Origin of the sequence: Rudanella paleaurantiibacter (assembly GCF_009184635.1) — a bacterium.
Classification (GTDB): domain Bacteria; phylum Bacteroidota; class Bacteroidia; order Cytophagales; family Spirosomataceae; genus Rudanella; species Rudanella paleaurantiibacter.
Genome location: NZ_WELI01000002.1, coordinates 572,965 through 598,216, shown reverse-complemented (window position 1 = coordinate 598,216; position 25,252 = coordinate 572,965). Strand labels below are relative to the sequence as shown.

Below are 25,252 nucleotides of genomic sequence, written 5' to 3'. Positions count from 1 at the left end.
AATGGTTATCTTTACTAAAAACGATTCGGATTATGCTGACGAAAGACAAATTGTTAGATAGCATCAAGGACTTTCCGACCGAGTTCTCTATCGATGAACTCGTTGAGCGGTTGTTGTTTGTTCAGAAAATAGAAAACGGTATCAAACAAGGGGAACATGGCGAAACGTACACAACCGATGAGCTAAAAGGGAAATTGGCGAAATGGTTGCAATAGACTGGTCGAATCAGGTTTTTGAGGACATTGATACTATTGCCGAATATTTGGCTCAGTACTCAAAACCTTTGGCTAATGCTTTTGTAGAAAAGGTTTTTGAGAAGGTCGAGCTGCTCAAAAACTTCCCTGAAATGGGCCGAATGGTGCCCGAAATTGGCAGTACAAAAGTGAGGGAGCTATTATTTAAACAATACCGAATCGTATACCAACTTGTTAGTCGGGATAGAATCCGAATATTAACAATTCAGCATAGCTCCACCCCACTTTCGTTAGAGTCTCTTTTTGATTAACCAATAGCCCGTTCCAGGTCGGCAATCAGGTCGTCGGCGTCTTCAATGCCCACACTGAGTCGAATCAGGGTATCTTTCAGGCCATTGGCCTCCCGCTCGGCTTTCGGAATGCTCGCGTGGGTCATGCTGGCCGGGTGCGTACACAACGACTCAACCCCACCCAACGACTCACCCAACGAAAACACCTCGAAACTCTCCATTACCCGCACAGCTTCCGGCAGTGAGTCGCCCACGAGTTCAAACGAGACCATCCCGCCAAAGCCCCGCATTTGCTTTTTTGCCAGTTCATGACCGGGGTGGTTGGGCAGGCCGGGGTAGTATACCTGGCTCACTTTGGGATGCTTTTGCAAATACTCAGCTACGCGTTGGGCATTCTGGCAGTGCCGGTCCATCCGAACGTGCAGTGTTTTGATACCTCGTAAGGCCAAAAAACAATCCTGAGGCCCCGGAACCGCCCCGCAGGCATTCTGAATAAACCGAAGCCGGTTGGTCGTTTCATCGTCGTTGGTGATAATAGCGCCCATCACCGTGTCGGAGTGCCCTCCAATGTATTTGGTGACGGAATGTACCACAATATCGGCCCCAAGGTCGAGCGGATTTTGCAGGTAAGGCGAGGCAAAGGTATTGTCGACCACCAACTGGATGTTCCGGGTTTTAGTGATCTGAGCAATGGCCGCTATATCAACAATGCGCAGCAGGGGGTTGGTGGGCGTCTCGATCCAAACCATGCGGGTTTTGTCGGTCAGGGCCGCTTTAAGGTTCGCCGGGTCGTCGAGCGACACAAACCGGAATGTCAACCCAAACTCGCTGAATACCCGAACCATGATCCGGTACGTACCGCCGTAGAGGTCGCTGCTGGCAATGATTTCGTCGCCGGGCTTAAAGAGTTTCAGAATGGCATCGGTAGCACCCAGGCCCGACGCGAAGCAGAGGCCATGCTGCCCGTTTTCGAGGGCGGCCAAGTTGGCCTGAAGGGCGTCGCGGGTAGGGTTTTGGGTACGGGCATACTCGTACCCCTTGTGCTTACCGGGCGACTCCTGTACGTAGGTCGATGTCTGGTAAATAGGCGTCATGATGGCGCCCGTGGTGGGGTCGGGTTGTACCCCCGCGTGTATGGCTTTGGTTCCGAATTTCATACAGTTTGACAGTAGTTCGTTGATTAATAAGGGCCTCGTTTCGGCGTATTGTTTCGGGTTTTTTGTTTCCGGTACAGCATGCTATCATCGCAATGACCTACGCACACATACCTAAAAACGAAGCGGAGCCGGGTTAGTTACCTCCCTAACTTAACCGTTGGCTATGCAAACAAAATAAGGTTATTTTCAGTAGAGGTTAGGTAGACTTTTTAGATAAAACTCAACGACTATGGAAACGACACGCTCAGCTCAACGTTGGTGGCTCTTATCAGCGCGGGGCGTTATTTATGTGCTGATTGGTGTATTCATGTTTGTGTTTTCGGCCAACTACTCGGCACAGTCGGCCTCAATTATCGGGGTTTTGGCCGTCGTAGCAGGTATTCTGGGTTTCATTTTTGCCTTCACCAACGAGCGCTCCGACCGTAACAACATCTGGGGCATTATGCACGGGGTAGCCGATATCGGCTTTGGCATTGCCCTATTTGTGTATTCCAGCGGCACCATCAAAGGGTTTGTGGATGTACTGGGCTTTTGGGCCATGATGTACGCCTTTCTGCAGTCGGTGCAGGCTATGTACGTATTCATGTCGGCTCGGGGCGCTACCGTTACCAACTATCCGGCCAAATATATTCACTTCGCCAACGTACTGGTATCGGGTGGGCTTGCCTTTACTATTCTGATGCGGCCGCGTGGGTTCGACGACTCACTGGGTATGGTCGGCATTTTTCCGATTATTCTGGGCGCGCTTATCGTAGCCCTGTCGTTCCAACTTAAAGCGCAGGCCGAACGGTACTGAGGGGTGTTTGGGGGCTTTTAGTGTATAGTTTTTGGTTTCGGGGCGAACTGTGACCCCTACGCCTGCACAGCTTGCTGGCGTACCTGCTCGCCGATAGGTACATACTGCACCTCACTGGGGTAGCCAAACAGATGCTTTTCCTTGATGCGTTTAGCTACGCTCTCAGGCACGAATCCTTCCCAGCCTTCTTCGCCGTTCTGAATCAGCTCAAGCACCCGGTCGGTGGAGATGTGCAGGTTCTCTTCGTTGTAGTCTGTGATGCTCTCGATCTTGTCGTTTTGCGTCAGGTACATGAAAAGCGGGGCCAAATGGTCGGATACGTGGAAATCCTCGCAATCGTATATGCTGCCGTCGGGCCGGAGGGTGGGGTAAATAAAGAGCTTCACTTTCCGGCTGAACAGGTTGGCAAACGACTCCAGAATACCGCCCGGCAAAAATTCGTAGTGGGCCTCGTCGAAAATGTATTCGAGGTTCGGGATACCCATAATCAGGCCAATCTTGAGCCGGGTAAGCCGGGCCAGATACGCCACCAGCCGGTAGTACTCGTGGTAATTCGAGATCATTACCGTTTGCCCCAGCGAACACAAAATATCGACCCGGTCCAGAAAGTCTTTCTCGTCTATGCCCGCGTCGCTCGCTTTCAGGTTTTGTAGGGTCAGCTCCGAGAGCATCACCACTTTGCCGGGGTCTACGTCCTGCTCTTCCTTGAATTGCTTCAGGCCGTTTTCGATCATGTCGACGTGTACGTTGGTAACGGGGCGCAAACGGCCGCGCATCACCAGAATATTCTTCTTGTACAACGCTTCGGAAGGTTGCAGCACCCGCCCGTCGGGGCCGAAGAGGGCCGCGTCTGTAAATCCGTTCCGAACCAGCCGCAGGCTCATCAGTCGGTTGTCCACATCGGCAAAGTCGGGCCCATCAAACCGCACCATATCGATCTGAATCCGTTCGGGGGTCAGGTCGTCCATAAGCGACTGCAACAGCGTTTCTGGCGATTTCTGGTAGTAAAAACAGCCGTAAATCAGGTTGGTGCCAATAATACCGAGGGCCTGCTGCTGCAACACGTTTTCGTTGTCGAACATCCGTACGTGCACAATCACGTCGTTGTAAGCCGCTTGTGGGTTCACCTGAAACCGGCAGCCCAGCCAACCGTGGCTTTCGTTGGTTTTCTGATAGTTGAGGGCCACCACGGTATTGGCAAACGCGAAAAAGGTGGTGTCGGAGCCCCGCTTATCGGCCAGGCGTACGTTGAGCAGGTTATACTCGCGGTTGAGCATTTTCAGCAACCGTGACTCACACACGTAGCGTCCACTGGCTTCGGGGCCGTAAATGGCGTCGCTAAATGTCATATCGTACGCCGAGATGGTTTTGGCTATCGTGCCCGACGCCCCTCCCGCTTTGAAAAATATGGCCGCTGTTTCCTGGCCTGCACCGATCTCCGCGAAAGAGCCGTATATCTTACGATCAAGATTGATTCGTAATGCCTTTTGTTTGGTTCCTATATTTTTCTCGTACATACCGTCAGGTTGTTGATGCTTAAATTTACTCACAAAACTAAGACCCTTATGCAAAACCCGCATCAGCCGCCTACTCCCGAGTACGTATTTGTGTACGGGACACTGATGCAGGGCTTCGATAATGCCTACGCCCGGCGGTTGCACGCACAGAGTCAGCTGGTGGGCCGAGGTTGTTTGCCCGGTTGGCTGTTTCGGGTGTCGTGGTTTCCAGGCGCAGTGCCCGATCCGGCAGCTCCGACCTCTATCTGGGGCGAGGTGTACCAATTACATAACCCGACCGACACCCTTTCGTTTCTGGACGAATACGAAGACGTAGCCCCCGACGGCACCGGTCTGTATATTCGGCAGCAACAGTCCGTTTGGGTGGGCGAGCAACGGCTGACCTGCTGGATGTACACATACAACGAATCAACGGCAAAACTGGTGCCGATTCACTCGGGCGACTGGCGAAACTTGTAGCAACGGCTTTTTCAAAACCAGAAAAGGCAACTCCGTTCGTGGAGTTGCCTTTTCTGGTTTGAGTTTCTGGTTTATCGTTTTTGGTTTATTGTTACCGAAAACTCAAAACCCAAAACGATAAACCCGTACTTACTGTAAGCGGCTGGGTAGTTTATCAATAAACATATTGCTGCCGCCTGCTTTCCGGTCAATCGACGAGCCAATACTGAACAGGGTCTGAACCGGCGAGGCTACACGGCCACCTGGGTTGCTGCCGGTAATCCGGGCTATGGCTGCCCGCAGCAGCGGGTCGTTGTTGATGTCGCCAAATTGAGCCAGTACCAAAGGCTCAAACGCCACCTGATCGGGTACGAAACCAGCCGTATAATCGGATTGCCCCAGTTTGTTATACGACTTGGCAATGATCGGCTGCATACCCCAGTTGATTCGGCGGGGTTTGCGTTGGTCTTCAATCGTAATAGAAGCCACGTTTTTCCCGTACGTCGTATCGCCCACTACCTGCACGGTCATAAACGGCTTCAGGCCATTAATGATCAGTTCGCTGGCTGAAGCTGTGCGGTCGCTTGTCAACACAAACACACGCGTCAGGTTGGCCCCAATGTTCTGTGGTTTGTTCAGGAAGCGTACCTGCGTGCTTCCGAAAGCGCGCGTCAGTTCAGCATTGTATTCCTGCCGGTAAAACACCTCATTGGTATTGATGCCTTTACCAATCAACGACGCCAGGTTGCGGGCCGAAGAGGTATAACCACCCGGATTGTACCGTAAGTCGAGCACCAACTCGTTGACGCCCTGCGCTTTGAATTTGGCAAACACATTGTCGACTTTGTTGTCGTACGTGGCGTCGGAGGGACCGTTGGGGCCGGTCACAAACTGGTTGTAAACGAGGTAGCCAATTTTCCGTGTGCCAATAGTAAGTATGCTATCTTTATGAACGGGGTCTGCTGCAAGCTGTACCCGATCGAGCATCCGTGTTTGTGGGTTGGCTGTGGTGGTGTTGCCCGTAATGGTCACAAACGTAAATGCCTGGCTCGCGGCATCCGTGTACAGCAGTGTCTGATAGTTGCTTATTGTCAATGCCTGCCCGTTAATGCCCGAGAAAATATCCCCACGCTTTACACCCGCCCGGGCTGCCGGTGAGTTGAGTTGGACAAAAATTACTTGCCCAATCACATTGTTAGTCCCCGAGGGCCAGCGGTAAAGTCGGAACTCCATGCCGGTGGTTTTTTCGATACCCTGCAACGAGTTCTTCAACTCATCAACACTTTGCTGAATCCACGAGAACCGATCGCCATCGGGCCGGAGAGTACGGTCCCAACTGTAGAGAATGGATTGGAAGAAGTCACCCGGTGCCTGATTCAAATTCGGAGTGGCCGGAATCCGGTTGTTCCAGTAATAATAGATCCGCATCGAATCGAGCACCCAGTTGTTCACCTCCCGGTCGGTCAAGGCGCCCGTGGTGCTGGTTGGGGTGGTCGTGGTTGTCGGCGTGGTAGGATCTACCTGCGGATCTTTACAGGCGCTCAGCAGAGTCGCCCCGAGGGCTACCGACAGCAGGGCCGGACGCCAGCGCATTGGTTTAAATGTCATACGAGAGAAGTACGTTGATAAAGCTCGTGAGATTCACGGTTGATGTGCCTGCATAAAAAACGTTTGCAACCACTGCATGGTGCGTACGTGGGCTATGAATTTAATTAAAAAAGGCTTAATTGTCACGTATTTAAGAAAGAGTAGATACAGTAACCAATTGTAAACTGTTTTTGTTGGCCAGATAGACCCGTTAGCTTGCTTAGTGAAGAAATCTATAAAATCCAAATTTTGCGGCTTACTTTCGGGCGTAAGCTGTACCTTTGCCCCTTAAATACAGAAGCGTCGCATTCATGGATAACTATTCGTATATAGCCAACTCAGACGCAGCCTACGTTGACCAGTTGTACCAGGCGTACAAACAAGATCCTAATTCGGTTGACGCAAGCTGGCAGAAGTTCTTTGAAGGCTTTGATTTTTCGCTCACCTATGGCGAAAATGGCGGAAAAGCCGCCAATGGAAACAAGGAAACTACGCCGGTAGCTACCAACGGTCAGACCAAGACCCCCGTTGATGCCCGGCACAGTGAAAAAGAAGTATCGGTTGCCAGCCTGATCAAAGCCTACCGCTCACGGGGGCACCTGCTGGCACAGACCAACCCCATCCGGTCGCGCAAAGACCGCAACCCCCGGCTCGAACTCTCGGACTACGCGCTCTCAGACGCCGATCTCGATACGGTATTCGAAGCAGGTAACCTGCTGGGCATTGGCCCCGCTACCCTGCGCGACATTATGGCTTCGCTGGAGAAAATCTACGCGGGCCGGATCGGTTTCGAGTACATGTACATCCGCGAGATCGATGTGAAAAACTGGCTGCGCAACAAGATTGAGAAAGAAGCGCTGGTGTTTGATCCGACGATTCAGGAGAAAACTCGGATTCTGGAAAAGCTCAACGAAGCCACCGTTTTCGAAAACTTCCTGCATACCAAGTTTTTGGGTCAGAAGCGGTTCTCGCTCGAAGGAGGGGAAACCACCATTCCGGCCCTCGATGCCATTATCAACAAGGCGGCCGACATGGGCGTTGAGGAGGTAATGATCGGGATGGCACACCGGGGCCGACTCAATGTGCTGGCTAACATCCTGGGTAAATCGTACGAAAGTATTTTCGACGGATTCGAAGGAAACGTGCCCAGCGGTATTCATGGCGATGGAGACGTGAAGTATCACCTCGGCTATGCCAGCCTGACCGAGACGCCCGCGGGTAAGCGCATCAACGTGAAACTAGCTCCTAACCCGTCGCACCTCGAAGCCGTAAACCCGGTAGTAGAGGGGTTCACCCGCGCGCAGGCCGACGAAGAGTACAAAGGCGATTTTACGAAGATCATGCCAATCCTGATTCACGGCGATGCTGCCGTAGCGGGTCAGGGTATTGTGTATGAGGTGACGCAAATGGCCAAACTGCCCGGCTACCAAACCGGCGGTACGGTGCATTTTGTGATCAATAACCAGGTGGGCTTTACCACCGACTTCGACGACGCCCGCTCGTCGATCTATTGCTCCGACGTGGCCAAAATCATCGACGCCCCGATCTTCCACGTGAACGGCGACGATCCCGAAGCGGTGTTCTTCTGCGCCAAACTGGCCGTTGAGTTCCGCGAAATGTTTAAGCGCGACGTGTTTATCGACATGGTGTGCTACCGGCGTTACGGCCACAACGAGTCGGACGAGCCGAAGTTTACGCAGCCGACCATGTATGCCGTAATCGACAAGCACGCCAACCCCCGCGACATCTACAACAAGCAGTTGGTAGAGCGGAGCGAGGTAGATGCGCAGCTGGCGGCTAACATGGACGCCGAGTTCAAGAAACTGTTGCAGGAACGGCTCGACCGCGTGAAGCAGAAAGCCGAAATTCCATACAAGCCCCTCCGGCTCGATCAGCAATGGGCCGAACTGCGGACTTCACAGCCCGAAGATTTCGATCAGTCGCCGGAAACAGGTGTATCGCTCGAAACGCTCGAACGTGTGGGTCAGGCTCTGTACACGGTGCCCGACAACTTCAAGCCGCTGAAGCAAATTGACAAACTCCTGCGCGACCGCAAGCAGATGCTGACCGAGTCGAAGCAGGTAAACTGGGGTACGGCCGAATTGCTCGCTTATGGCTCTATCCTGAGCGAAGGCAAAGTGGTTCGTTTGAGTGGGCAGGATGTACAGCGGGGCACGTTCTCGCACCGTCATGCTGTGCTGCACGATTCGGAAAACAACGGTCTGTACTACTCACTCGACCATATTGCGGGCGAGGGTACGGCCAAAATGCAGATTTACAACTCGCTCCTGTCGGAATACGGCGTACTGGGTTTTGAGTACGGATACGCCATGGCCACCCCGCACGCGCTGGTGATCTGGGAGGCTCAGTTTGGCGATTTTGCCAACGGTGCCCAAACCATGATCGACCAGTTTATTGCAGCTGGTGAGTCGAAGTGGGGCATTCAGAACGGCGTGGTGATGCTGTTGCCGCACGGCTACGAAGGTCAGGGCCCCGAGCACTCAAACGCCCGGCCTGAGCGTTACCTTCAACTTTCGGCACAGTACAACATGGTGGTTTGTAACGTAACTACGCCCGCCAACCTGTTCCACATGCTGCGTCGTCAGTTGGCATGGCCGTTCCGTAAGCCACTGGTGGTGATGTCGCCGAAGTCATTGCTACGCCATCCGCAGGTAATCTCGCCCCTCGAAGACCTGACCAAAGGTCGGTTCCAGGAGGTGCTGGGCGACCCATACGCTGACCCGAAAAAGGTGAAGCGCGTGCTGCTTTGCACCGGCAAGATTTACTACGAACTGCTGGAGAAGCAGCAGGCCGAAGGCCGTACCGACGTCGCCATTGTGCGGCTGGAGCAGCTGCACCCGCTGCCACAAAAGCAGATCGACGCGGTGTTGGCACAGTACAAGAAAGCGGATCTGGTGTGGGTACAGGAAGAACCCCTCAACATGGGTTACTATACGTACCTGCTGCGCGAAATGCCCGAGGTGCGGTTACGCCCCGTGTCGCGCCCGGCGGCTGCATCGCCCGCTACCGGCTTCGCCAAAAACCATACGCAGGAACAAGCTGCGATCGTAGCAAAAGCATTTGAATAATTTAAAAAGTTTTCAGTTTTCAGTTTTCAGTTTACGGTGATGGGAGTGCGTTTATCTGACTCGCTCCAGCTCTGAACTGAAAACTGAAAACTCTAAACTGAAAACTCACAAAAATGGCTGTTGAAATAAAAGTACCCGCAGTAGGCGAGTCGATCACCGAAGTAACGGTGGGCGAATGGTTGAAAAAAGAAGGCGATACCGTAAAGGTGGACGACGTGCTCTGTACGCTCGATTCAGACAAAGCGTCGTTTGAACTACCGGCCGAAACCGAAGGCGTACTCCATATTCTGGCCCAAGCTGGCGACACCCTGCCGATTGGTGCTGTTATCTGTACCATTGAGCCTGTTGGTGCATCGGCCCCGGCCCCTGCACCGGCTCCTGAAGCCCCCAAGGCCCAGGCTCCTGCCCCGCAGCCTACTGCTGCACCGGCTCCTGAAGCACCTGCACCAGCGGCAAGCGGTAGCCAGGTGATTGAAATGAAAGTACCGGCCGTAGGTGAGTCGATTACGGAGGTAACCATTGCGTCATGGTCGAAGAAAGACGGCGATGTGGTAGCGCTCGATGAGGTGCTCTGCGAACTCGAATCCGACAAAGCTACGTTTGAACTGCCCGCCGAAGCGGCCGGAACCCTTCGGATTGTGGCACAGGCTGGCGAGACACTGCCCATTGGTGGCCTCATTGCCCGGATCGAAACCGGTACGGCTGCGGCTTCGGCGGCTCCGGCACCTAGTGCCCCGGCCCCCGCGGCTCAGCCCGCAGCTACCCCCGCCGACGCCAACGGCCAAACGGGATATGCCGCGCATCATGCCTCACCGGCTGCGGCCAAAATTCTGGCTGAAAAAGGCGTAGAAGCGACCGCCGTGACCGGTACTGGTGTGGGTGGCCGTATTACTAAAGAAGACGCCATGAACGCCCAAAAGGCTCAGCCTGCCGCTCAACCAGCCCCAGCTGCTCCCGCGCCCAAGCCAGCCGCGAGTGCCCCGGCACCGGCACCGGTTGCTGCACCGGGTAGCCGCAACCAGCGTCGCGAAAAAATGACGTCGCTGCGCCGGACCATTGCCCGCCGGTTGGTGGCCGTGAAAAATGAAACGGCTATGCTGACAACCTTCAACGAGGTTGACATGAAGCCGATCATGGACATGCGCGGCAAGTACAAAGACAAGTTCAAGGAGAAACACGGGGTGGGCCTTGGCTTCATGTCGTTCTTCACGAAAGCAGTCTGTGTAGCCCTGAAAGAGTTCCCGGCTGTGAACGCCATGATCGACGGCGATCAGATTGTGTTCAACGACTTCTGCGACATTTCAATCGCGGTATCGTCGGAGCGGGGTTTGGTGGTTCCGGTGATTCGGAACGCTGAACAAATGACGTTCCATGAGATCGAGAAAGAGATTGTGCGGTTAGCCGGTCTGGCCCGCGACAACAAACTGACCATCGAGCAGATGCAGGGTGGTACGTTTACGATCACAAACGGGGGTATCTTCGGGTCGATGCTGTCGACGCCGATTATCAACGCGCCCCAGTCGGCTATTTTGGGTATGCACAACATTGTGGAGCGCCCGGTAGTGCAGAACGGCGAAATTGTGGTGCGGCCAATCATGTATGTGGCCCTAAGCTACGATCACCGCATTATCGACGGAAAAGAGTCGGTGAGCTTCCTGGTACGGATCAAGCAACTGCTCGAAGATCCGACCCGCCTGCTGCTTGATGTGTAATAAATAGACGAGCTTAATTCAATAACGCACCGAGCCGCGCTGAGGACTACCCTTTGTGCGGCTCGGTGCGGCTTTTTTGGGTAAACGAATGGATGCTACGTATTGGAATACCCGGTATGCCGACGGCCGGACGGGCTGGGACCTGGGGCAGCTTTCGCCCCCACTCAAAGTCATTATCGATGCCGTGACCGACAAGCAGGCGGCTATCCTGATTCCGGGGGCGGGCTCAGGGTATGAGGTCGACTACTTGCTGCAACAGGGCTTTACCGATGTGACCGTGATTGATCTGGCCCCGCTCGCTATCGACCGCCTGCGTGAGCGCGTGGGTACAGCCCCCGGCCTGACGACCCTTGTTGGTAACTTTTTCGACCATCAGGGGCAGTATGACCTCATTCTGGAGCAAACGTTTTTCTGCGCTCTCGACCCAACCTTGCGGGAAGCCTATGCCCAGCACATGCGTACCTTGTTGAAACCGGGTGGGCGGGTAGCGGGTGTTCTGTTTGCCACCACGTTTCCGTTTGAAGGGCCACCCTTTGGTGGTTCGGTGGCGGAGTACCGCACCTTATTCGAGCCGAATTTTGGTGCGGTACGTCTGGAGCCCTGTTTGTTGTCGGTAAAACCCCGGCTGGGCAGTGAGGTCTGGGTTGAGCTGACGGCCTAAGATTCAGGTAGTTCGGTCCGGCGCTCGGCATCCATGGCCAGGTACACGCCGTTGGTCCACCCGAAGCCGTCCTGATTGGGGTACTCGCCCCCGCCCGTGGTCAGGGCGGCATCAACCACATTGTATTTTTCCATCATCTTGCCGGTCGCCTTAAACACTTTATCGTTGAGGGCCAGCCAGCGGTTGCGGCCAAGCTGCGCGGTTTCGGTAAAGCCGTAGTTCATCAGGCCTTTATACACAATCCACTGCAGCGGAGCCCAGCCGTTGGGCCAGTCCCACTGTTGCCCTGAGTGGTTAAGGGTAGTTACCCAGCCACCCGTCTGCAAAAAATCTTCTTTCAGGCGGTCATGCACGTGGGCGGCCTGTTCGGGCGTGGCCAGGTTAAAGAAAAGCGGAAACACGCCCGCCAGCGTCAGGGCGGGGGTTTGGGTGGCCTGCACCGCATCGTAATCGTGGAAGAAACCGGTTTCGGCGTTCCAGAACGTACGCTCAATTAAGGCATGGCGGTCGGCAGCTAACTGCTCAAACAGGGCCGCGTGGGCATGGTCGCCGTTGTGGGCGTAGGCTTCCGACAAGATGGCTTCCAGCGAATAAAGCAGGCAGTTAAGGTCTACAGGAATCAGATCGGCGGTGTGGATGGTAGCCAGAGTATGCGCGTCGGTACACCAGCGGCTGCTGAAATCCCAGCCCGACTCACAAGCAGCCCGGATGTGATTGTACAGTACTGTCGATGCAACGCCCGTCTGTTCGGCCTGTTCGTTGAGTTCAATCTCCTGTCGGTAAGCCTCAGGCCGGGGCGTGGGTGTGTTATCCCAATATCGGTTGAGGGGCAGGCCATCGGGGAGTTGCACCACCCGCCGGGCGCGCGGATGAGCGTCTGAGAGGTCATCTTCGCCCTTGGTCCAGAAATCGTATTCTTTCTGTAACTGGGGTAGGTAGCGGAGCAGAGCATCCGTTCCTTCCATGTCGGCCAGCAGACCCACCATCAGGGCAAAATAGGGCGGCTGCGACCGGCTGAGGAAGTAGGTCCGGTTGCCGTTCGGAATAAAGCCGAACTGGTCGATGAGGTAGGCAAAGTTGTCGACCATACTGCGGATGAGGTCGGTGCGGCCGGCCTCGCGGAGCCCCAGCATGGTAAAGTAGCTATCCCAGTAAAAAATCTCCCGAAATCGCCCACCGGGCACCACATATGGGTGGGGCAGGGGCACCCGCGAACTGTGGGGCACGGGCGTGTCGGCGGGGCGTGTCAGGCGGTCCCAAAGCCGGTTAATATGCTCGGTGGTTGTCAGCGACGTGTCGCTGATAAAATCGGCGGCTACCGGTTTGGGCGTATTAAAATGCTCGAATACGAAAGCGTGCAGGTCGAAGCCGGGTGCATCTTTCTGGGCTTCGTACCGGGCTACAATCTCGGCAGGGTCGAGTTTGGGCGTACAATCGACAAATGTTTTGGAATCGGAGAAGACCCGACCCAGCTGCACATCCACAAAAAGACGGCCAAGCAACTGATCGGGCGAGAGGGCAAGCACTTGCATCATGGGTACAATAGAAGTGGGGTCACAGCTACAAAACGCTGTGGCTGTAGCGTTCGGATGGGTTAATCCAAGTTTAACGGGTTCTACGGGTACAAACAACGCACAATTTTAGATTTATTCGCTAATTCGCAGGTTAAAGAAGGGCCAAACAGGCCCGTAGAAGTACCCACGTACCGTTACTTTACCCACTTACTTCATGGCTATCTGGCGTGTTAAACTTTCGCTCATTCTCAATTACTTCGTGTTTGCCATCCTGCTCAATAGCGTTGGCACGGTGATTCTCCAGGTTCAGAACAATTACGGTGTATCGGCCACGTCGGCCAGTGTGCTCGAAGCCTTCAAAGACCTGAGCATTGCAGTGGTGTCGTTTGGGGTGGCTTCGTACAGTGTTCGGATCGGCTACCGGCGGGCCATGCTCACAGCACTGGGCATTGTGACGGTGGCCTGTTTGCTGATGCCGTTGTTACCGGCGTTCTGGACCACCAAACTGCTGTTTGCGGCCGTCGGGGCCAGTTTTGCGCTGATCAAGGTATCGGTGTTTGCGACCATTGGCCTGATCAGCCCCTCCACCGACGAACACGCGAGTTTTATGAATTTTCTGGAGTCGTTTTTTATGATCGGGGTGCTGTCGGGGTATTTTCTGTTCAGTGCCTTTGTCGATGATCAGAACCTGCAATCGACGGCCTGGCTCTCGGTCTATTATGTGCTGGCGGGGGTATCGGCGCTGGCGTTTGTGCTGTTGCTGGCTACCCCGCTCGATGAGTCGAAGGTGGCTTCGGGCGCGGCCCGCCCGCTAACCGACGACCTGGGCGATATGCTCCGGCTGGTAGCCCGGCCTGTGGTACTCGTGTTTGTGGCCTGTGCGTTTGTGTATGTGCTCATGGAGCAGGGCATTATGAGCTGGTTGCCCACGTTCAACAGCAAAATTCTAAACCTGCCCACCTCGCTCAGTATTCAGATGGCGAGTATTCTGGCGGCCTCAACGGCCATTGGGCGGTTTCTGGCGGGGTTCATTCTGCGCAAGGTATCGTGGTATTGGTTGCTGATGATTTGTCTGGTGGTATCGGCCGGGCTGGTGCTGCTGGCCTTGCCCCTGGCGAGTTCGGCGGGTGGCCAGGTCGTAACGGGCTGGGCCGATGCCCCGTTGGCGGCCTTTGTCTTCCCGCTCATTGGCTTGTTTATTGCCCCTATTTACCCGGCCATCAACTCGGCTATTCTGAGTAGTTTGCCTCTGCACCAGCACGGGCCTATGGCGGGTCTGATTGTGGTGTTCTCAGCTTTGGGCGGCACCACGGGTTCAATTATCACGGGTCGGGTGTTTGATGCGTACGGCGGACAAACGGCGTTTTACTTCTCGTTGGTGCCAATTGGGTTGCTGCTCCTTCTGCTGACCATTTTTAGTCGCCTTGGACGGCAGCAAGCTACAGTAGTTCGGGAGCGCGAGCACGCCTGAGCGACATGCATACGTGAATGAATAATGTAAAATGCATAATGAGTAATTGGGTTGCCTGCCCGTTGGAATGCTATGGTTGACCTGGTGGTCTACTTCGTGTCGCTGAGGATATTGTAGTGTGGAGTGTATTCTTGTTCTATTTACGAAAGAAAGCACCGAGTAAAGCACCGAGCAAACCGCCCCCTCCACTAACTAACAAAGGTATCCACCAACGGCTTTCTTTTTCTTCTTCTAAAGCTCTTGAATGTAAGCTAATAGCGGTTGAAACAAGTGCTTTAATATCCTCTGATGTTAACGGTACTCTAGAAATTCGTTCCTGCTTATCCTTTTCAGAAAGTTTTTCATATTCTGATTGAGAAAGTTTTTTCTCTTGGTCAACATGATATCTTTTGGGATATTGCCTTCGCCAAACGAGCGATGCTTTTTCTCGATTTCCGTCAAGCCGAAAGAATTCAGGGTGCTCTTCAAATACCTCTTTCCAATATATACCTGAGTCAGTAGTCCCGGAAATTCTATCTGCCCATTTATCAAAGGGTAATTTATAAAACTTGTAAGTACCCATGACTTGGATAGCAGCAATGACATCTGCTAAACGATTGTTTATCAGGTAAGGATTCTTATATGCTAGACCCATTTTAATATCAATTACATTTGCTGCATAACCTAATAAAAAAACTACCTAGAGTTAAACTCACTATCATTTTGACAAACGATATCTAAAATTTTTTCCCCGATACTATCAGGAGAGACATAAAACCATTTTAAATCATATTCATCAACATCTTCCGAATGCACGACGATATTTTTTGAACTATAGTAGACACCGCTTAAAAATCTACTCCGTCTATTTTTGCAATCACATTCATTGAGATCAATAACGAAACCATTCGGTATACTATAATTCTTTCCTCTTTTAGTATATTTAAGGCTTTTTTTTAATGTTTTAGTCCAAACTTTAAGATACCCATTTTCAGTAACTCCTCCAAGTTTAATATAGAATTTATCATGATTGACGCCCGTACTTACGTATATCCAGTCTTGTGCTGATGAGTGAGTTACCAAAAAAGTAAACAGAATAATAAATAAAGACTTCATACTAAAAGGTGTCTATTTTAGAGGGGTTTAAAGGGGTGAGCAAAAATTTTAGTGTATTTCCAGCATGTCTAACAGCCCAAAATGGTATTTTGCTCTACTTGACAGCTATTCTCAATTTACAAAAATCTATGCTCACCCTCTTACGAAAACTAGTAGAAAGTTATAAACAAAATTACTAGTAAATGTATTGGCACTATCAAAGCGAATCTTTCTGTTGCTACCATAATTGACTTGCGGAGACGTGCTCATCTCAACTGTAACTTGCCTATAGCACACTGGACTGTATCAAAAGTAAGCAACTTGTTGTACGATTGACGGTCAACGGCATAGCTACTTTTGGAATCTTTATTCAAACACTGTTTTGGGCGCTTGTGTAGTCGGGTTTGAATTACCAGAACCGGACGTACAGCATCGAGAATAGCATCAGAATAATCACGATCATCGTCAGGCTCGTGGGCGAGAGCTTGAACATCTGCGCGTCGATTTCCAGACCTTTTGGGTTCACTTTCGGGCCGGCGAGGCTGATGAGTACCATCAGGGCTACGGTCATGAAAAACGACAGGCCCATAGCCACGAGGAACGGAATAACATACCCACCCTGACCATCGGGGAAGGCCGAGTAAAGCAGGGTTTCGGGGCCGAAAATGTCGGTAGCGAAGTGGTTAAAGAACACCACAAGGGCAAAGCCACCCAACACGCCCGCAATGGCAGCCGCGCCGGTGGTCCGTTTCCAGAAGAAGCCCAGAATAAAGACCGCAAAAATACCGGGGCTGATATAGCCGGTGTATTTCTGAATGTAGGTGAAGCCACCTTCGCCCCCAATACCGAGTGCATCGCTCCAGGCAAAGGCGATCGACACCAGCATGGCCACCAGAATGGTAGCGCGGCCAATCCAGAGCAGCCGGGCTTCGCTTGCCTCCTTATTGATGTACTTGTGGTAAATGTCGAGCGTGAAAATGGTCGAGATGGAGTTGGCTTTACCCGCCAGTGAGGCCACGATAGCCGCCGTCAGGGCTGCCACCGACATACCTTTGAGACCACTGGGCAGGAAGGTCAGCACGGCCGAGTAGGCATTGTCGCCAACCACCACACCGTCGCGCATCATTTCGGTCTGCAAACCGCCGTTTTTGTAAATTACGTAAGCCGCAATACCCGGTAACATCACAATAATCGGCATGAAAATTTTCAGAATGGCGGCAAACAGAATCCCGGTGCGGGCGGTCTGCAAATCGGCCCCGAGAGCCCGCTGCGTGATGTACTGGTTACAGCCCCAATAGTTGAGGTTTACCACCCACTGCCCGCCCAGATACATAGCAATGCCGGGCAGAGTAAGGTAGCGGTTTACCTCGGCCTGCGACGCACCGGGGCCGGGCTTCTCAAAAATCATGTGGAAATGGTCGTCGGCATCCTTAATCATGGCTCCCAGCCCCGCAATGGCGCTGCTGCCCAGCCCGAAGGTCTCGCTTACTTTGGTCAGAGCCAGATAGGTTGTTACCAGGCCGCCTATGATTAGTACCAGTACCTGCACCACGTCGGTGTAGCCAATCACCTTCATACCCCCCAGCGTGATGAAGATGGCAAACAGGCTCAACCCAATCACAATCACATGGAAGCTGTCGCCCCCGACGAGGTTACTGATTGCCAGCGCCCCCAGAAACAGAATAGAGGTGAGGTTCACAAAAACGTACAGAAACAGCCAGAAAACGGCCATAATCAGACTCACCGTCTCATTGTAGCGCGTGCTCAGGAACTGCGGCATGGTGTAGATTTTATTCTTCAGGTAGATCGGAATAAACCACACGGCCACAATAATCAGGCTGATGGCAGCCAGCCATTCGTACACAGCAATGGCAACGCCAAACCGGAAGCCATCGCCCGACATACCGATAAACTGTTCGGCTGAAATGTTGGACGCGATCAGCGATGCACCGATGGCCCACCAGGTGAGGGCACCCTCGGCCAGAAAGAAGTCTTTGGTGTCGGTTTTCTTTTGTTCTTTCTGCCGGTAGATCCAGTATCCGTAGGCAGACACCCCGACGAAGTAGAGCAGGAAAATGACGTAATCGAGCGTAATCAGTTGACTCATGTAGAACGTAGGTTGGGCCAAATTTTAGTCAAAAGCAAAATTGCCTCCCATATTACGCATAAAAGCCGAAAAGGATAAAAACACAAACCGGGTCAGGTGTAGGACAAGTTCTTTGTGATAAGCCCGATGAAAGCTTTCTTCGACAGGATTACAGGATATACAGGATTATTTTTATAGAAGAAAATCCTATATATCCTGTAATCCTCCGGGCCGCCGGGCGGTCTAAAAAATAAACTTGTCCTGCACCGAAGTCGGATACCGACCCGGTCAATAGCGGTCAGATGACCTATTTTTCGGGCATGAACGTGAGGTAGCTCATTTGCTCAGGGAGGAGGGTCTCCTGCGCAATGGCCTGCAACTCATCGGCCGTAACGGCTTTGATTTCCGCAAAAATATCGGGTAGCGACTCCACCCGGCCGATATCCAGAATACTCTTGGCCATCATGAGCATAAAGCTCTGGTTGCTCTCTTCGGCCATCGCCAACTGACCCATCAGCTGCTCTTTGGTCTGGTGTAGCTGGAGTGTGGTGAGGGGTTTGTCGCGCAGTTGCTGCATCTCTTTCAGGATGAGCGCGTGGGCCCGGTCTACTTTTTTCGGGTCGGTGCCGAAATAGATGCCCAGAAAACCGGTGTCAATGTAGGGCGTAAAGCTGGCGTCGATACTGTACACAAGCCCAAATTTTTCGCGCAGGTTCATATTCAGTCGCGAGTTCATGCCCGGCCCACCCAGCAGGTTAACGAGCATAAAAAACGGGAGCCGCTTAGGGTCGGAGAGCGAAAAAGCCGGTCGGCCGAGGGCGCACTGGGCCTGCGTAATGGGCCGCTCCACGGTTTGCCGTTGGGGCGTGTAGCTACCGGGCGGTTGCCGTTGCCGGGTGGTTTTGCGGTGGGGCACATCGGCCAGGTATTTGCTGGCCATCCGCACCACCTTCGTGAAGGGGTCGTTGCTGACCGAGGCAAACACAATCCGTTCGGTATCGAAATTATCGGCAATGAACCCTTGCAGGGCATCGCGCGTGAAGGAGTTTACGGTGTCGGGGGTGCCCAGAATATTGCTGCCGAGGGCATGATTCTGGAACACAAGCTGGTCAAAATCGTCTTGCAGGGCGTCTTCGGGCGAGTCGTAATACATCGCCATCTCTTCCAGAATGACACCCCGCTCGCGCTCAATCTGTTTTTCGGGAAATACCGAGTGGAAAGCAATATCGGCCAGCAGTTCAGTAGCTTTTTCGAAGTGCAGCCCCAGCACCGACGCGTGAAAACAGACTTTCTCCTTGGTGGTGTAGGCATTCAGTTCCCCACCCACGTTTTCGAGCCGGTTAATGATGTGGTGCGACCGCCGTTTTTCGGTGCCCTTAAACGCCATGTGTTCCCAAAAATGCGCCAATCCCTGCTGTTCGGGCGTTTCGTCGCGGCTACCAATGTCGAGCATGATACCGCAGTGAGCAATCTGGGTGTGGAGTATTTGTTTATGGACAATACGGATGCCGTTGGGCAGCGTGTGTAGTTCGTAATCTTCCATTCTGTAGAATCAGGTCGACCGTGCCGGGTTCGGGAAATATTCGTTACCCGTTGGGCTTCTGCCGTCTTGTAACAACCCCAAACCGGCGCTAAAAATTTCCGAAGCGAAACACAATCCGGGTGGGCCAAAGCCCCGATACTTGCCCCAATTGCCCTAAATGATGGGTATGTACCCAAATGAAAGTGCTTACCAACCATTGAACCCTACACGGAAAAACCACAAACCTCCCCCATGCAAACAGCAATTGGTATCGATTTGGGTGGCACCTGGATTAAAGGTGTGCTGATGAACCTCGAAACGGGCGAAATCCTGAAACAGCTTTACCAGCCTACCACCGGTGAAAAAGACTGGAAAGACTCGGTTCGCGACTCGGTGGGGGCGTTGCGGCAGGAGGCTACGGCACTGCACGCCCACGCGCAGGTGCGGGCCGTTGGCTTATCGGCACCGGGGCTACCCAACGCGACCAACGATGCCATTGCCTGCATGCCGGGCCGGTTGCAGGGCCTCGAAAACTTTCATTGGGGTCATTTTCTGAACACGTCGGTGCGGGTGGTCAACGATGCCCACGCGGCTTTGCTGGCCGAAAGTCGCTTTGGGGTAGCCAAGGGGTTGCCCAATGTGATTATGCTCACGCTCGGTACGGGGGTAGGCGGGGGCATTCTGATCGATGGAAAATTGTATCAGGGTAATTTTCAGAAAGCGGGCCATTTGGGGCACATTACGGTCGACGCTGATGGTGAGCGCGATATTACGGGGGTGCCCGGCAGCCTCGAAGATGCCATCGGCAACGCCACGGTCGAACTGCGGTCGTTGGGCCGGTTCAATAGTACGTACCAGCTGCTCGAAGCCTACAAACAGGGCGATTACCTGGCGCAGTGGGTTTGGCTCAGTTCGGTGCGTAAACTGGCTATTGGGCTGAGTTCGCTTATTAACTGTTTCTCGCCCGATATGGTGGTGTTGGGCGGAGGCATCACGCAGGCCGAAGATAACCTGTTGCTTCCGTTGGCCACGTTCATGGAGCAGTACGAATGGCGGCCGGGTGGCCACACAACGCCTATCCGGCTGGCGCAGTTTGGCGATATGGCCGGGGCTATCGGTGCCGCCAGCTTCGCTATTCAGGGTATGGAGTTTTGAAGAGCGAGGGGGTTGGCACGCGGATGACACGGATTAAGCTCATTTTCGCGGATTGATAAACGTGATCTGCGGACATTTGTCTGATCGGCGTCATCCGCGTTCTATTGGCTAATTCAAACGAATTGACACTCCATACTGTACAGGTGAGACCCAGCCGGCGATCAATGTGTTCTATAAAACAGAACGAGTAGGTTCTTATTTCGCTGATCTCGTAATAAGACCACGGCTTAATTTCGGCAGGAAGCCCCAAATCCGTCGCAAACTTTTTGAAAATCGATACCAATCTCTCTGAACAAATCCGTTTAGATCGGTGCAATCCGTTCAATTCGTGTTTCCTTTAAACGCCATGATTACCAGTTATCTACAAAAATGCAGAGCCATTCTCGACACCGTTGAGGCTCAACAATCCCAGATCGAGCAGGCTGCCCGGCTCTTTGCCGATACCATACTTGCCGGCCGCATGGTACACGTGTTTGGGTCGGGGCACAGCCGGATTATGGTCGAGGAAATGTGGCCTCGGTATGGCTCGTTTCCGGGGTTCAACCCCATTGTGGAGTTGTCGCTCACGTTTCACAACCTCGTGGTAGGGGCCAACGGGCAACGGCAGGCGATGTTTCTCGAAAATGTACCCGGCCTCGCTGACCGCATCCTGCGCAACTTCGACCTCTCGGAAAGAGACACCGCGCTGGTTATTTCATCGTCGGGCTGCAATGTGGTGCCCATTGAGATGGCCGAGTTATTCCAGCAGCGGGGGGTGAAAGTAGTGGCCCTCATCACCAAAGACCATGCTGCCCAAAGTACCAGCAAGCGGGCCGATGGGAAGAAACTAAGCGACTTTGCCGACCTGATTCTCGACACGGGCGCGCCCGTGGGCGATGCCATGGTGCAGGTGCCCGGTCTCGACACCCCCGTGGCGCCCGGTAGTACGGTAGGTGGTGCCGTGATTGTGAATGCCATTAAGGCCGAAGTGGCCCGTTTGCTTACGGAAGCCGGGCACCCGCCCCGTGTGCTTACGGCCGGTGCCGTGGTTGGGGCCGACCGGGCCGTTGAACTGTTCGAAGCCGCTTACGACGAACATGCTCACCGGCTGGCCAAACTCTACGCGCAGGTGGGTGTGCCGAGTTATGTGAGTGGTTCTTAATTTTACTCCATGAAATACGTATTCTTTATTGTCTGCCTACTGGGGCAGACACCTGCCCTCCACGCTCAGCAGGAGGCTCCCGAAAAAGTGGTGCAACGGCAGCTCGAAGCGTATAACGCGCAGAATCTGGCGGCTTTTGTGGCTACCTATGCCGATAGCATCGAGATTTACCGATTCCCCAACAAGTTACAGATGCAGGGTAAGGCCGCCCTCGAAAAGTCGTACGGCGAACTGTTCAAAAACAACCCGAATAATTACGCGGCTTTATTGGGCCGGATTGTGCAGGGGAATACCGTGATTGATCAGGAAAAAGTGACCGGCCGGGGCGACCGCGAGGTACGGGCAACGGCTATTTACGAAGTGAAAAACGGACTGATCCGGCGGGTGTGGTTCGTGTACTGAGTATGATCCAAACCCCACGACTGACCATTCGGCCGCTCACTCTCCAGCAGCTTCAACTACACGTAGCCGATAGTACCCGGCTCGAAGCGTCGCTCGGATTGCAACCCGGCCACCGCGAAGTGACCGAGCCACTGCTGTCCGTAATCACGCATTTTACGGTGCCCCGCCTGAAAGACCCCGCCCTCGATCCGCTTTTCCACACCATCTGGATTGCGGTTGACCGCGACCGCCAGCAGATTGTGGCCGATGCCAAATTTAAAGGTGAGCCCGACGAAACCGGCACCGTCGAAATTGGCTATGGCACGTACCCGGCTTTTCAGGGACAGGGCTATATGACCGAGATGGTGCGTGGCCTCCTGGAGTGGGCATTTGCCCAACCGCGTGTGTTGCGCGTGATGGCCGATACCGATGCCGACAACCTGGCGTCGCAACGGGTGTTGCAGAAGGCCGGTTTTCGGTTTGTAGAGAAAACGGAGGAGCTACTCTGGTGGGAGCTTTGCAACAAAAACGGAGCATCCCAACAACGTTGACCTTGTGGTCTTTGTACCAAAATGGTATCTTGACAACTCAGTACTGGACATTAGATGTTGGACATTAGACGTTAGACCTCCCTACAGAATGGTAATAAGTCTAACGTCTAATGTCCAACATCTAATGTCCAGTACTGAATCTTGACAATCACTTTAGAGCCTTCGATGCGTTGACGCTGTTGTTTACGCATCTGGGTAGCAAATGGGCTCTTGTGTATAATCAACAGGGTAATCCGTTAACCAAAGCCATTGACGAGCTTGACGAGTTGAAATGGTTTTCAATCCCTAAACCCCAAACACCTTGCAACTTGTACCCATCAAAACAACCGTAGTAGGCTCCATGCCGTTTCCTGGCTGGCTCGAGTTTGCGAGTCAGAATCTGAACGCCTTCGGCCCGGCCGACATTCAGGAGATGATTGAAGATGCCGTGATTGCGTCGATTCACGATCAGGTATCGGCCGGACTCGATGTCATTACGGATGGCGAACAAACCCGGTTCGACTTTAACCTGTCGTTTTACGGCTATATCCGGGGCATTCAGAACAACGATACCGAGTTGCGCCGGTTTGGCCCGCCCGCCCACGATCAGCGCGGTAAGCACAATATTGTGGAGCCGCTTACGGCCCCGCGCGGGTTGGGTGTAGTAGAAGAATATGAGCGCCTGAAACGACTCGCGCCTGCCGGGCAGGGCGTTAAGGTGTCTATTCCGGGGCCATACACGCTCAGCGGTCGGCTGCTGCCGGGGCATCATTATAAAGACCGCTGGGACGTAACCGAGGCTCTGCTGCCGCTGGTACGCAAAGAAATTGAAGACCTTGTGGCGCTGGGTGTTCCCGAAATCTGCGTCGATGAGCCGTCGATGTCGTGTTACGCTTACCGCGAAGACACCAAACGGTTTGTCGATATTTTCAACCGGACGGTGGCGCCGGGTGTGGGCAAAACCCGCCTGTCTATGCACCTCTGCTTTGGCAATTACAAAGGCCGGTCGGTGGGGAAAAAGACCATCGCGCCCATGCTGCCCGATTTTCTGGATATGACCGTCGATGAGTTGCACTCGGAGATGACCATTCTGAACTTCTCGGAAATACACCTGCTGGAGCGGTTTGCCGAACGGTTCGACGTGGCCGTGGGGGTCATCGACGTAAAAAGTTATTACATCGAAACCCCCGACGATGTGGCTGGGCGTATCCGGCAGTGCCTCCGGTACGTACCTGCCGATAAGTTGGCTGTAGCGCCCGATTGCGGCCTTAGTCAGACGGCGCGCTGGGCCGCAAAGCAGAAATTAACCAACATGGTAGCGGGCGCTAAACTCGTTCGGGCTTCGTTATAATCGGCTCTTTGCAAAATTTTCGCGTTCATTTACGGCTATACGGTTATTTTTGTCCCCGTTGTTGGTGAAATCGACCCAAGCATAGCGTCCTCATGTCCAAGAAAACCAAGATTGTTGCCACTGTTGGCCCGGCTTCCGAAGCGAAAGATCAGTTGCTGGCGCTGGCAAAAGCCGGAGTAAATGTTTTTCGTCTGAATTTTTCCCACGGAACCCACGAAGATCACTTAGAACGCGTTAAACGTATTCGCGAACTGAATGAGGAGTACAACCTGAACCTGTGCATTTTGCAGGATTTGCAGGGACCCAAAATCCGGATCGGTAACGTCGAGAATAAAGATGGCGTGATGTTGCTGCCGGGAAGCCGGCTGACGTTTACCAACGATGATATTATCGGGAATACCGAACGCGTGAGTACACCCTACAAGGATATGTACAAAGACGTTCACCCCGGCGAGCGAATCCTGATGGACGACGGCAAGCTGGAAGTGCGCGTAATCGAAACACAGGGTACCGACGTGATCACAGAGGTGGTTTACGGAGGCCCCATGAAGTCGAAGAAAGGCGTAAACCTGCCCAACACGAAGGTGTCGATGCCGGCGGTGACCGAAAAAGACTGGGCCGACCTGGAGTTTGGTCTCGAAAACGACGTGGAGTGGATTGCCCTCTCGTTTGTGCGCGAGGCCTCCGAGATTCTCGAAATCAAAGAATACATTCGGTCGAAAGGCAAAAAGTCGCGCGTGATTGCCAAAATCGAGAAGCCCGAAGCCATTGCCAACATTGATGAGATTGTAGCCGCTACCGACGGCCTGATGGTAGCCCGTGGTGACCTGGGTGTAGAACTCCCGGCCGAAGAGGTGCCTATGATCCAGAAAATGCTGGTAGAAAAGTGTAACCGGGCGGCTAAGCCGGTGATTGTGGCCACGCAGATGCTCGAAAGCATGATTGATGCGCCCCGCCCCACCCGCGCCGAAATCAATGACATTGCCAACTCGGTACTCGACGGAGCCGATGCCGTGATGCTCAGCGCCGAAACAGCATCGGGCAAGTACCCGATTCTGGCCGTTGAGAGCATGGCCAACACCATTCGTCAGGTAGAGGCATCGACCGACAAAATCTATTTCCGGTACCACGCCCACGTCAACGAGGAGCCGACTGAAAATCTCCTGAACGACAACGTGGTGATGAGCGCTTGCCGACTGGCCCGCGATACCAAAGCCAAAGCCGTAATCGGGATTACCACCTCGGGGTACACGGCCTACCGGTTGTCGCACCACCGCCCCAAGGCCGACCTGTACATTTTCTCGCCTGATGCGCGTCTGCGGAATCAGCTTGGGTTGTACTGGGGGGTTCAGGTACTGCCGTATGCACCTGACACCGACAGCACGATTGATCAGACCGTGGATAAGATTAAGGATGTGCTGATGGAGCAGGGAGCCCTCGAAACCGGCGATATTTTTATCAATACCCTGAGTATGCCGTTGGCTAAGCGTAGCAAAACCAATACGGTGAAGCTGAGCGTAGTTGACTAACGGTTTTCAGCCGAATACAAAACCTGCCAGTTCGTAAGAGCTTGCAGGTTTTTTTGT

22 protein-coding genes are annotated in these 25,252 nt (G+C 53.4%); 14 read left to right on the top strand and 8 right to left on the bottom strand.

Features of this window, described 5'->3' with window-relative positions:
• Positions 1-32: 32 nt before the first annotated feature.
• Both F5984_RS07290 and F5984_RS07285 read left to right on the top strand, forming a co-directional pair.
• Positions 33-215, top strand: coding sequence for a hypothetical protein (locus F5984_RS07290; RefSeq protein ID WP_152123588.1), 183 nt, complete (start codon positions 33-35; stop codon positions 213-215).
• On the top strand, positions 203-505 hold the full coding sequence (locus tag F5984_RS07285; protein ID WP_152123587.1) for a type II toxin-antitoxin system RelE/ParE family toxin: 303 nt from the start codon (positions 203-205) through the stop codon (positions 503-505). The genes F5984_RS07290 and F5984_RS07285 overlap by 13 nt, the downstream gene beginning before the upstream one ends.
• Here F5984_RS07285 and F5984_RS07280 read toward each other — a convergent pair.
• Positions 502-1,641 (bottom strand): cystathionine gamma-synthase, encoded by a 1,140-nt coding sequence (locus F5984_RS07280; protein WP_152123586.1) that lies wholly within the window; start codon positions 1,639-1,641, stop codon positions 502-504. The two genes, F5984_RS07285 and F5984_RS07280, sit on opposite strands and share 4 nt — an antisense overlap.
• A gap of 229 nt (positions 1,642-1,870) precedes the next feature.
• Here F5984_RS07280 and F5984_RS07275 point away from each other — a divergent pair, with 229 nt between their 5' ends.
• Positions 1,871-2,437, top strand: coding sequence for an HdeD family acid-resistance protein (locus F5984_RS07275; RefSeq protein ID WP_152123585.1), 567 nt, complete (start codon positions 1,871-1,873; stop codon positions 2,435-2,437).
• A gap of 56 nt (positions 2,438-2,493) precedes the next feature.
• Here F5984_RS07275 and F5984_RS07270 read toward each other — a convergent pair whose 3' ends face one another.
• Positions 2,494-3,954, bottom strand: coding sequence for a TonB-dependent receptor (locus F5984_RS07270; protein ID WP_152123584.1), 1,461 nt, complete (start codon positions 3,952-3,954; stop codon positions 2,494-2,496).
• A 48-nt stretch (positions 3,955-4,002) separates the two neighbouring features.
• Here F5984_RS07270 and F5984_RS07265 point away from each other — a divergent pair, with 48 nt between their 5' ends.
• The gene (locus tag F5984_RS07265) at positions 4,003-4,413 is read left to right on the top strand and encodes a gamma-glutamylcyclotransferase family protein (protein WP_152123583.1); all 411 of its coding nucleotides are present in this window, start codon (positions 4,003-4,005) and stop codon (positions 4,411-4,413) included.
• A gap of 129 nt (positions 4,414-4,542) precedes the next feature.
• Here the strand turns inward: F5984_RS07265 and F5984_RS07260 are convergent, their stop codons facing one another.
• Positions 4,543-6,000: a S41 family peptidase gene (locus F5984_RS07260; RefSeq protein ID WP_246168852.1), complete on the bottom strand. Its 1,458-nt coding sequence runs from the start codon at positions 5,998-6,000 to the stop codon at positions 4,543-4,545.
• 290 nt (positions 6,001-6,290) lie between these two features.
• On the opposite strand from F5984_RS07260, the gene F5984_RS07255 reads away from it, so the two are divergent.
• From F5984_RS07255 to F5984_RS07245, 3 genes are all read left to right on the top strand, one after another.
• On the top strand, positions 6,291-9,068 hold the full coding sequence (locus F5984_RS07255) for a 2-oxoglutarate dehydrogenase E1 component (RefSeq protein WP_152123582.1): 2,778 nt from the start codon (positions 6,291-6,293) through the stop codon (positions 9,066-9,068).
• 113 nt (positions 9,069-9,181) lie between these two features.
• On the top strand, positions 9,182-10,780 hold the full coding sequence (gene odhB, locus F5984_RS07250) for a 2-oxoglutarate dehydrogenase complex dihydrolipoyllysine-residue succinyltransferase (RefSeq protein ID WP_152123581.1): 1,599 nt from the start codon (positions 9,182-9,184) through the stop codon (positions 10,778-10,780).
• Between the two features lie 88 nt (positions 10,781-10,868).
• Positions 10,869-11,441, top strand: a complete 573-nt coding sequence (locus F5984_RS07245; RefSeq protein ID WP_152123580.1) for a methyltransferase — start codon at positions 10,869-10,871, stop codon at positions 11,439-11,441.
• On the opposite strand, the gene treF is transcribed toward F5984_RS07245, so the two are convergent.
• Positions 11,438-12,985, bottom strand: coding sequence for an alpha,alpha-trehalase TreF (gene treF / locus F5984_RS07240; RefSeq protein ID WP_262884508.1), 1,548 nt, complete (start codon positions 12,983-12,985; stop codon positions 11,438-11,440). The two genes, F5984_RS07245 and treF, sit on opposite strands and share 4 nt — an antisense overlap.
• A 184-nt stretch (positions 12,986-13,169) precedes the next feature.
• Between treF and F5984_RS07235 the strand changes: the two genes are divergently transcribed.
• The gene (locus F5984_RS07235; protein WP_152123578.1) at positions 13,170-14,426 is read left to right on the top strand and encodes an MFS transporter; all 1,257 of its coding nucleotides are present in this window, start codon (positions 13,170-13,172) and stop codon (positions 14,424-14,426) included.
• A gap of 136 nt (positions 14,427-14,562) precedes the next feature.
• Here the strand turns inward: F5984_RS07235 and F5984_RS07230 are convergent, their stop codons facing one another.
• The 4 genes from F5984_RS07230 to F5984_RS07215 all read right to left on the bottom strand — a co-directional run bounded on the left by F5984_RS07230 (position 14,563) and on the right by F5984_RS07215 (position 19,129).
• A complete protein-coding gene (locus tag F5984_RS07230) occupies positions 14,563-15,060 on the bottom strand; it encodes an N-carbamoyl-L-amino acid amidohydrolase (protein ID WP_152123577.1) in 498 nt (165 codons plus the stop codon).
• Positions 15,061-15,101: 41 nt separating this feature from the next.
• The gene (locus F5984_RS07225) at positions 15,102-15,521 is read right to left on the bottom strand and encodes a surface-adhesin E family protein (protein WP_152123576.1); all 420 of its coding nucleotides are present in this window, start codon (positions 15,519-15,521) and stop codon (positions 15,102-15,104) included.
• A 388-nt stretch (positions 15,522-15,909) separates the two neighbouring features.
• On the bottom strand, positions 15,910-17,607 hold the full coding sequence (locus tag F5984_RS07220; protein WP_019989213.1) for a sodium:solute symporter family transporter: 1,698 nt from the start codon (positions 17,605-17,607) through the stop codon (positions 15,910-15,912).
• A gap of 286 nt (positions 17,608-17,893) precedes the next feature.
• On the bottom strand, positions 17,894-19,129 hold the full coding sequence (locus F5984_RS07215; RefSeq protein ID WP_152123575.1) for a M16 family metallopeptidase: 1,236 nt from the start codon (positions 19,127-19,129) through the stop codon (positions 17,894-17,896).
• A 231-nt stretch (positions 19,130-19,360) separates the two neighbouring features.
• Between F5984_RS07215 and F5984_RS07210 the strand changes: the two genes are divergently transcribed.
• The 6 genes from F5984_RS07210 (at position 19,361) to pyk (ending at position 25,195) form a co-directional block, all read left to right on the top strand.
• Complete coding sequence (locus F5984_RS07210) at positions 19,361-20,263, top strand: ROK family protein (RefSeq protein WP_152123574.1); 903 nt, start codon at positions 19,361-19,363, stop codon at positions 20,261-20,263.
• 346 nt (positions 20,264-20,609) lie between these two features.
• Positions 20,610-21,404, top strand: a complete 795-nt coding sequence (locus F5984_RS07200; RefSeq protein ID WP_152123573.1) for a sugar isomerase domain-containing protein — start codon at positions 20,610-20,612, stop codon at positions 21,402-21,404.
• A 9-nt stretch (positions 21,405-21,413) separates the two neighbouring features.
• Complete coding sequence (locus F5984_RS07195) at positions 21,414-21,806, top strand: nuclear transport factor 2 family protein (RefSeq protein WP_152123572.1); 393 nt, start codon at positions 21,414-21,416, stop codon at positions 21,804-21,806.
• A gap of 2 nt (positions 21,807-21,808) precedes the next feature.
• The gene (locus F5984_RS07190; RefSeq protein WP_152123571.1) at positions 21,809-22,336 is read left to right on the top strand and encodes a GNAT family N-acetyltransferase; all 528 of its coding nucleotides are present in this window, start codon (positions 21,809-21,811) and stop codon (positions 22,334-22,336) included.
• A gap of 301 nt (positions 22,337-22,637) precedes the next feature.
• Positions 22,638-23,666, top strand: coding sequence for a methionine synthase (locus F5984_RS07185; RefSeq protein ID WP_152123570.1), 1,029 nt, complete (start codon positions 22,638-22,640; stop codon positions 23,664-23,666).
• A 92-nt stretch (positions 23,667-23,758) separates the two neighbouring features.
• Positions 23,759-25,195 (top strand): pyruvate kinase, encoded by a 1,437-nt coding sequence (pyk, locus tag F5984_RS07180; RefSeq protein WP_152123569.1) that lies wholly within the window; start codon positions 23,759-23,761, stop codon positions 25,193-25,195.
• Positions 25,196-25,252: the final 57 nt, after the last annotated feature.

Coding starts and splice junctions, on each gene's coding strand:
- F5984_RS07290 (WP_152123588.1), top strand. CDS start 33: ATGCTGACGAAAGACAAATTGTTAGATAGCATCAAGGACTTTCCGACC.
- F5984_RS07285 (WP_152123587.1), top strand. CDS start 203: ATGGTTGCAATAGACTGGTCGAATCAGGTTTTTGAGGACATTGATACT.
- F5984_RS07280 (WP_152123586.1), bottom strand. CDS start 1,641: ATGAAATTCGGAACCAAAGCCATACACGCGGGGGTACAACCCGACCCC.
- F5984_RS07275 (WP_152123585.1), top strand. CDS start 1,871: ATGGAAACGACACGCTCAGCTCAACGTTGGTGGCTCTTATCAGCGCGG.
- F5984_RS07270 (WP_152123584.1), bottom strand. CDS start 3,954: ATGTACGAGAAAAATATAGGAACCAAACAAAAGGCATTACGAATCAAT.
- F5984_RS07265 (WP_152123583.1), top strand. CDS start 4,003: ATGCAAAACCCGCATCAGCCGCCTACTCCCGAGTACGTATTTGTGTAC.
- F5984_RS07260 (WP_246168852.1), bottom strand. CDS start 6,000: ATGACATTTAAACCAATGCGCTGGCGTCCGGCCCTGCTGTCGGTAGCC.
- F5984_RS07255 (WP_152123582.1), top strand. CDS start 6,291: ATGGATAACTATTCGTATATAGCCAACTCAGACGCAGCCTACGTTGAC.
- odhB (WP_152123581.1), top strand. CDS start 9,182: ATGGCTGTTGAAATAAAAGTACCCGCAGTAGGCGAGTCGATCACCGAA.
- F5984_RS07245 (WP_152123580.1), top strand. CDS start 10,869: ATGGATGCTACGTATTGGAATACCCGGTATGCCGACGGCCGGACGGGC.
- F5984_RS07235 (WP_152123578.1), top strand. CDS start 13,170: ATGGCTATCTGGCGTGTTAAACTTTCGCTCATTCTCAATTACTTCGTG.
- F5984_RS07230 (WP_152123577.1), bottom strand. CDS start 15,060: ATGGGTCTAGCATATAAGAATCCTTACCTGATAAACAATCGTTTAGCA.
- F5984_RS07225 (WP_152123576.1), bottom strand. CDS start 15,521: ATGAAGTCTTTATTTATTATTCTGTTTACTTTTTTGGTAACTCACTCA.
- F5984_RS07220 (WP_019989213.1), bottom strand. CDS start 17,607: ATGAGTCAACTGATTACGCTCGATTACGTCATTTTCCTGCTCTACTTC.
- F5984_RS07215 (WP_152123575.1), bottom strand. CDS start 19,129: ATGGAAGATTACGAACTACACACGCTGCCCAACGGCATCCGTATTGTC.
- F5984_RS07210 (WP_152123574.1), top strand. CDS start 19,361: ATGCAAACAGCAATTGGTATCGATTTGGGTGGCACCTGGATTAAAGGT.
- F5984_RS07200 (WP_152123573.1), top strand. CDS start 20,610: ATGATTACCAGTTATCTACAAAAATGCAGAGCCATTCTCGACACCGTT.
- F5984_RS07195 (WP_152123572.1), top strand. CDS start 21,414: ATGAAATACGTATTCTTTATTGTCTGCCTACTGGGGCAGACACCTGCC.
- F5984_RS07190 (WP_152123571.1), top strand. CDS start 21,809: ATGATCCAAACCCCACGACTGACCATTCGGCCGCTCACTCTCCAGCAG.
- pyk (WP_152123569.1), top strand. CDS start 23,759: ATGTCCAAGAAAACCAAGATTGTTGCCACTGTTGGCCCGGCTTCCGAA.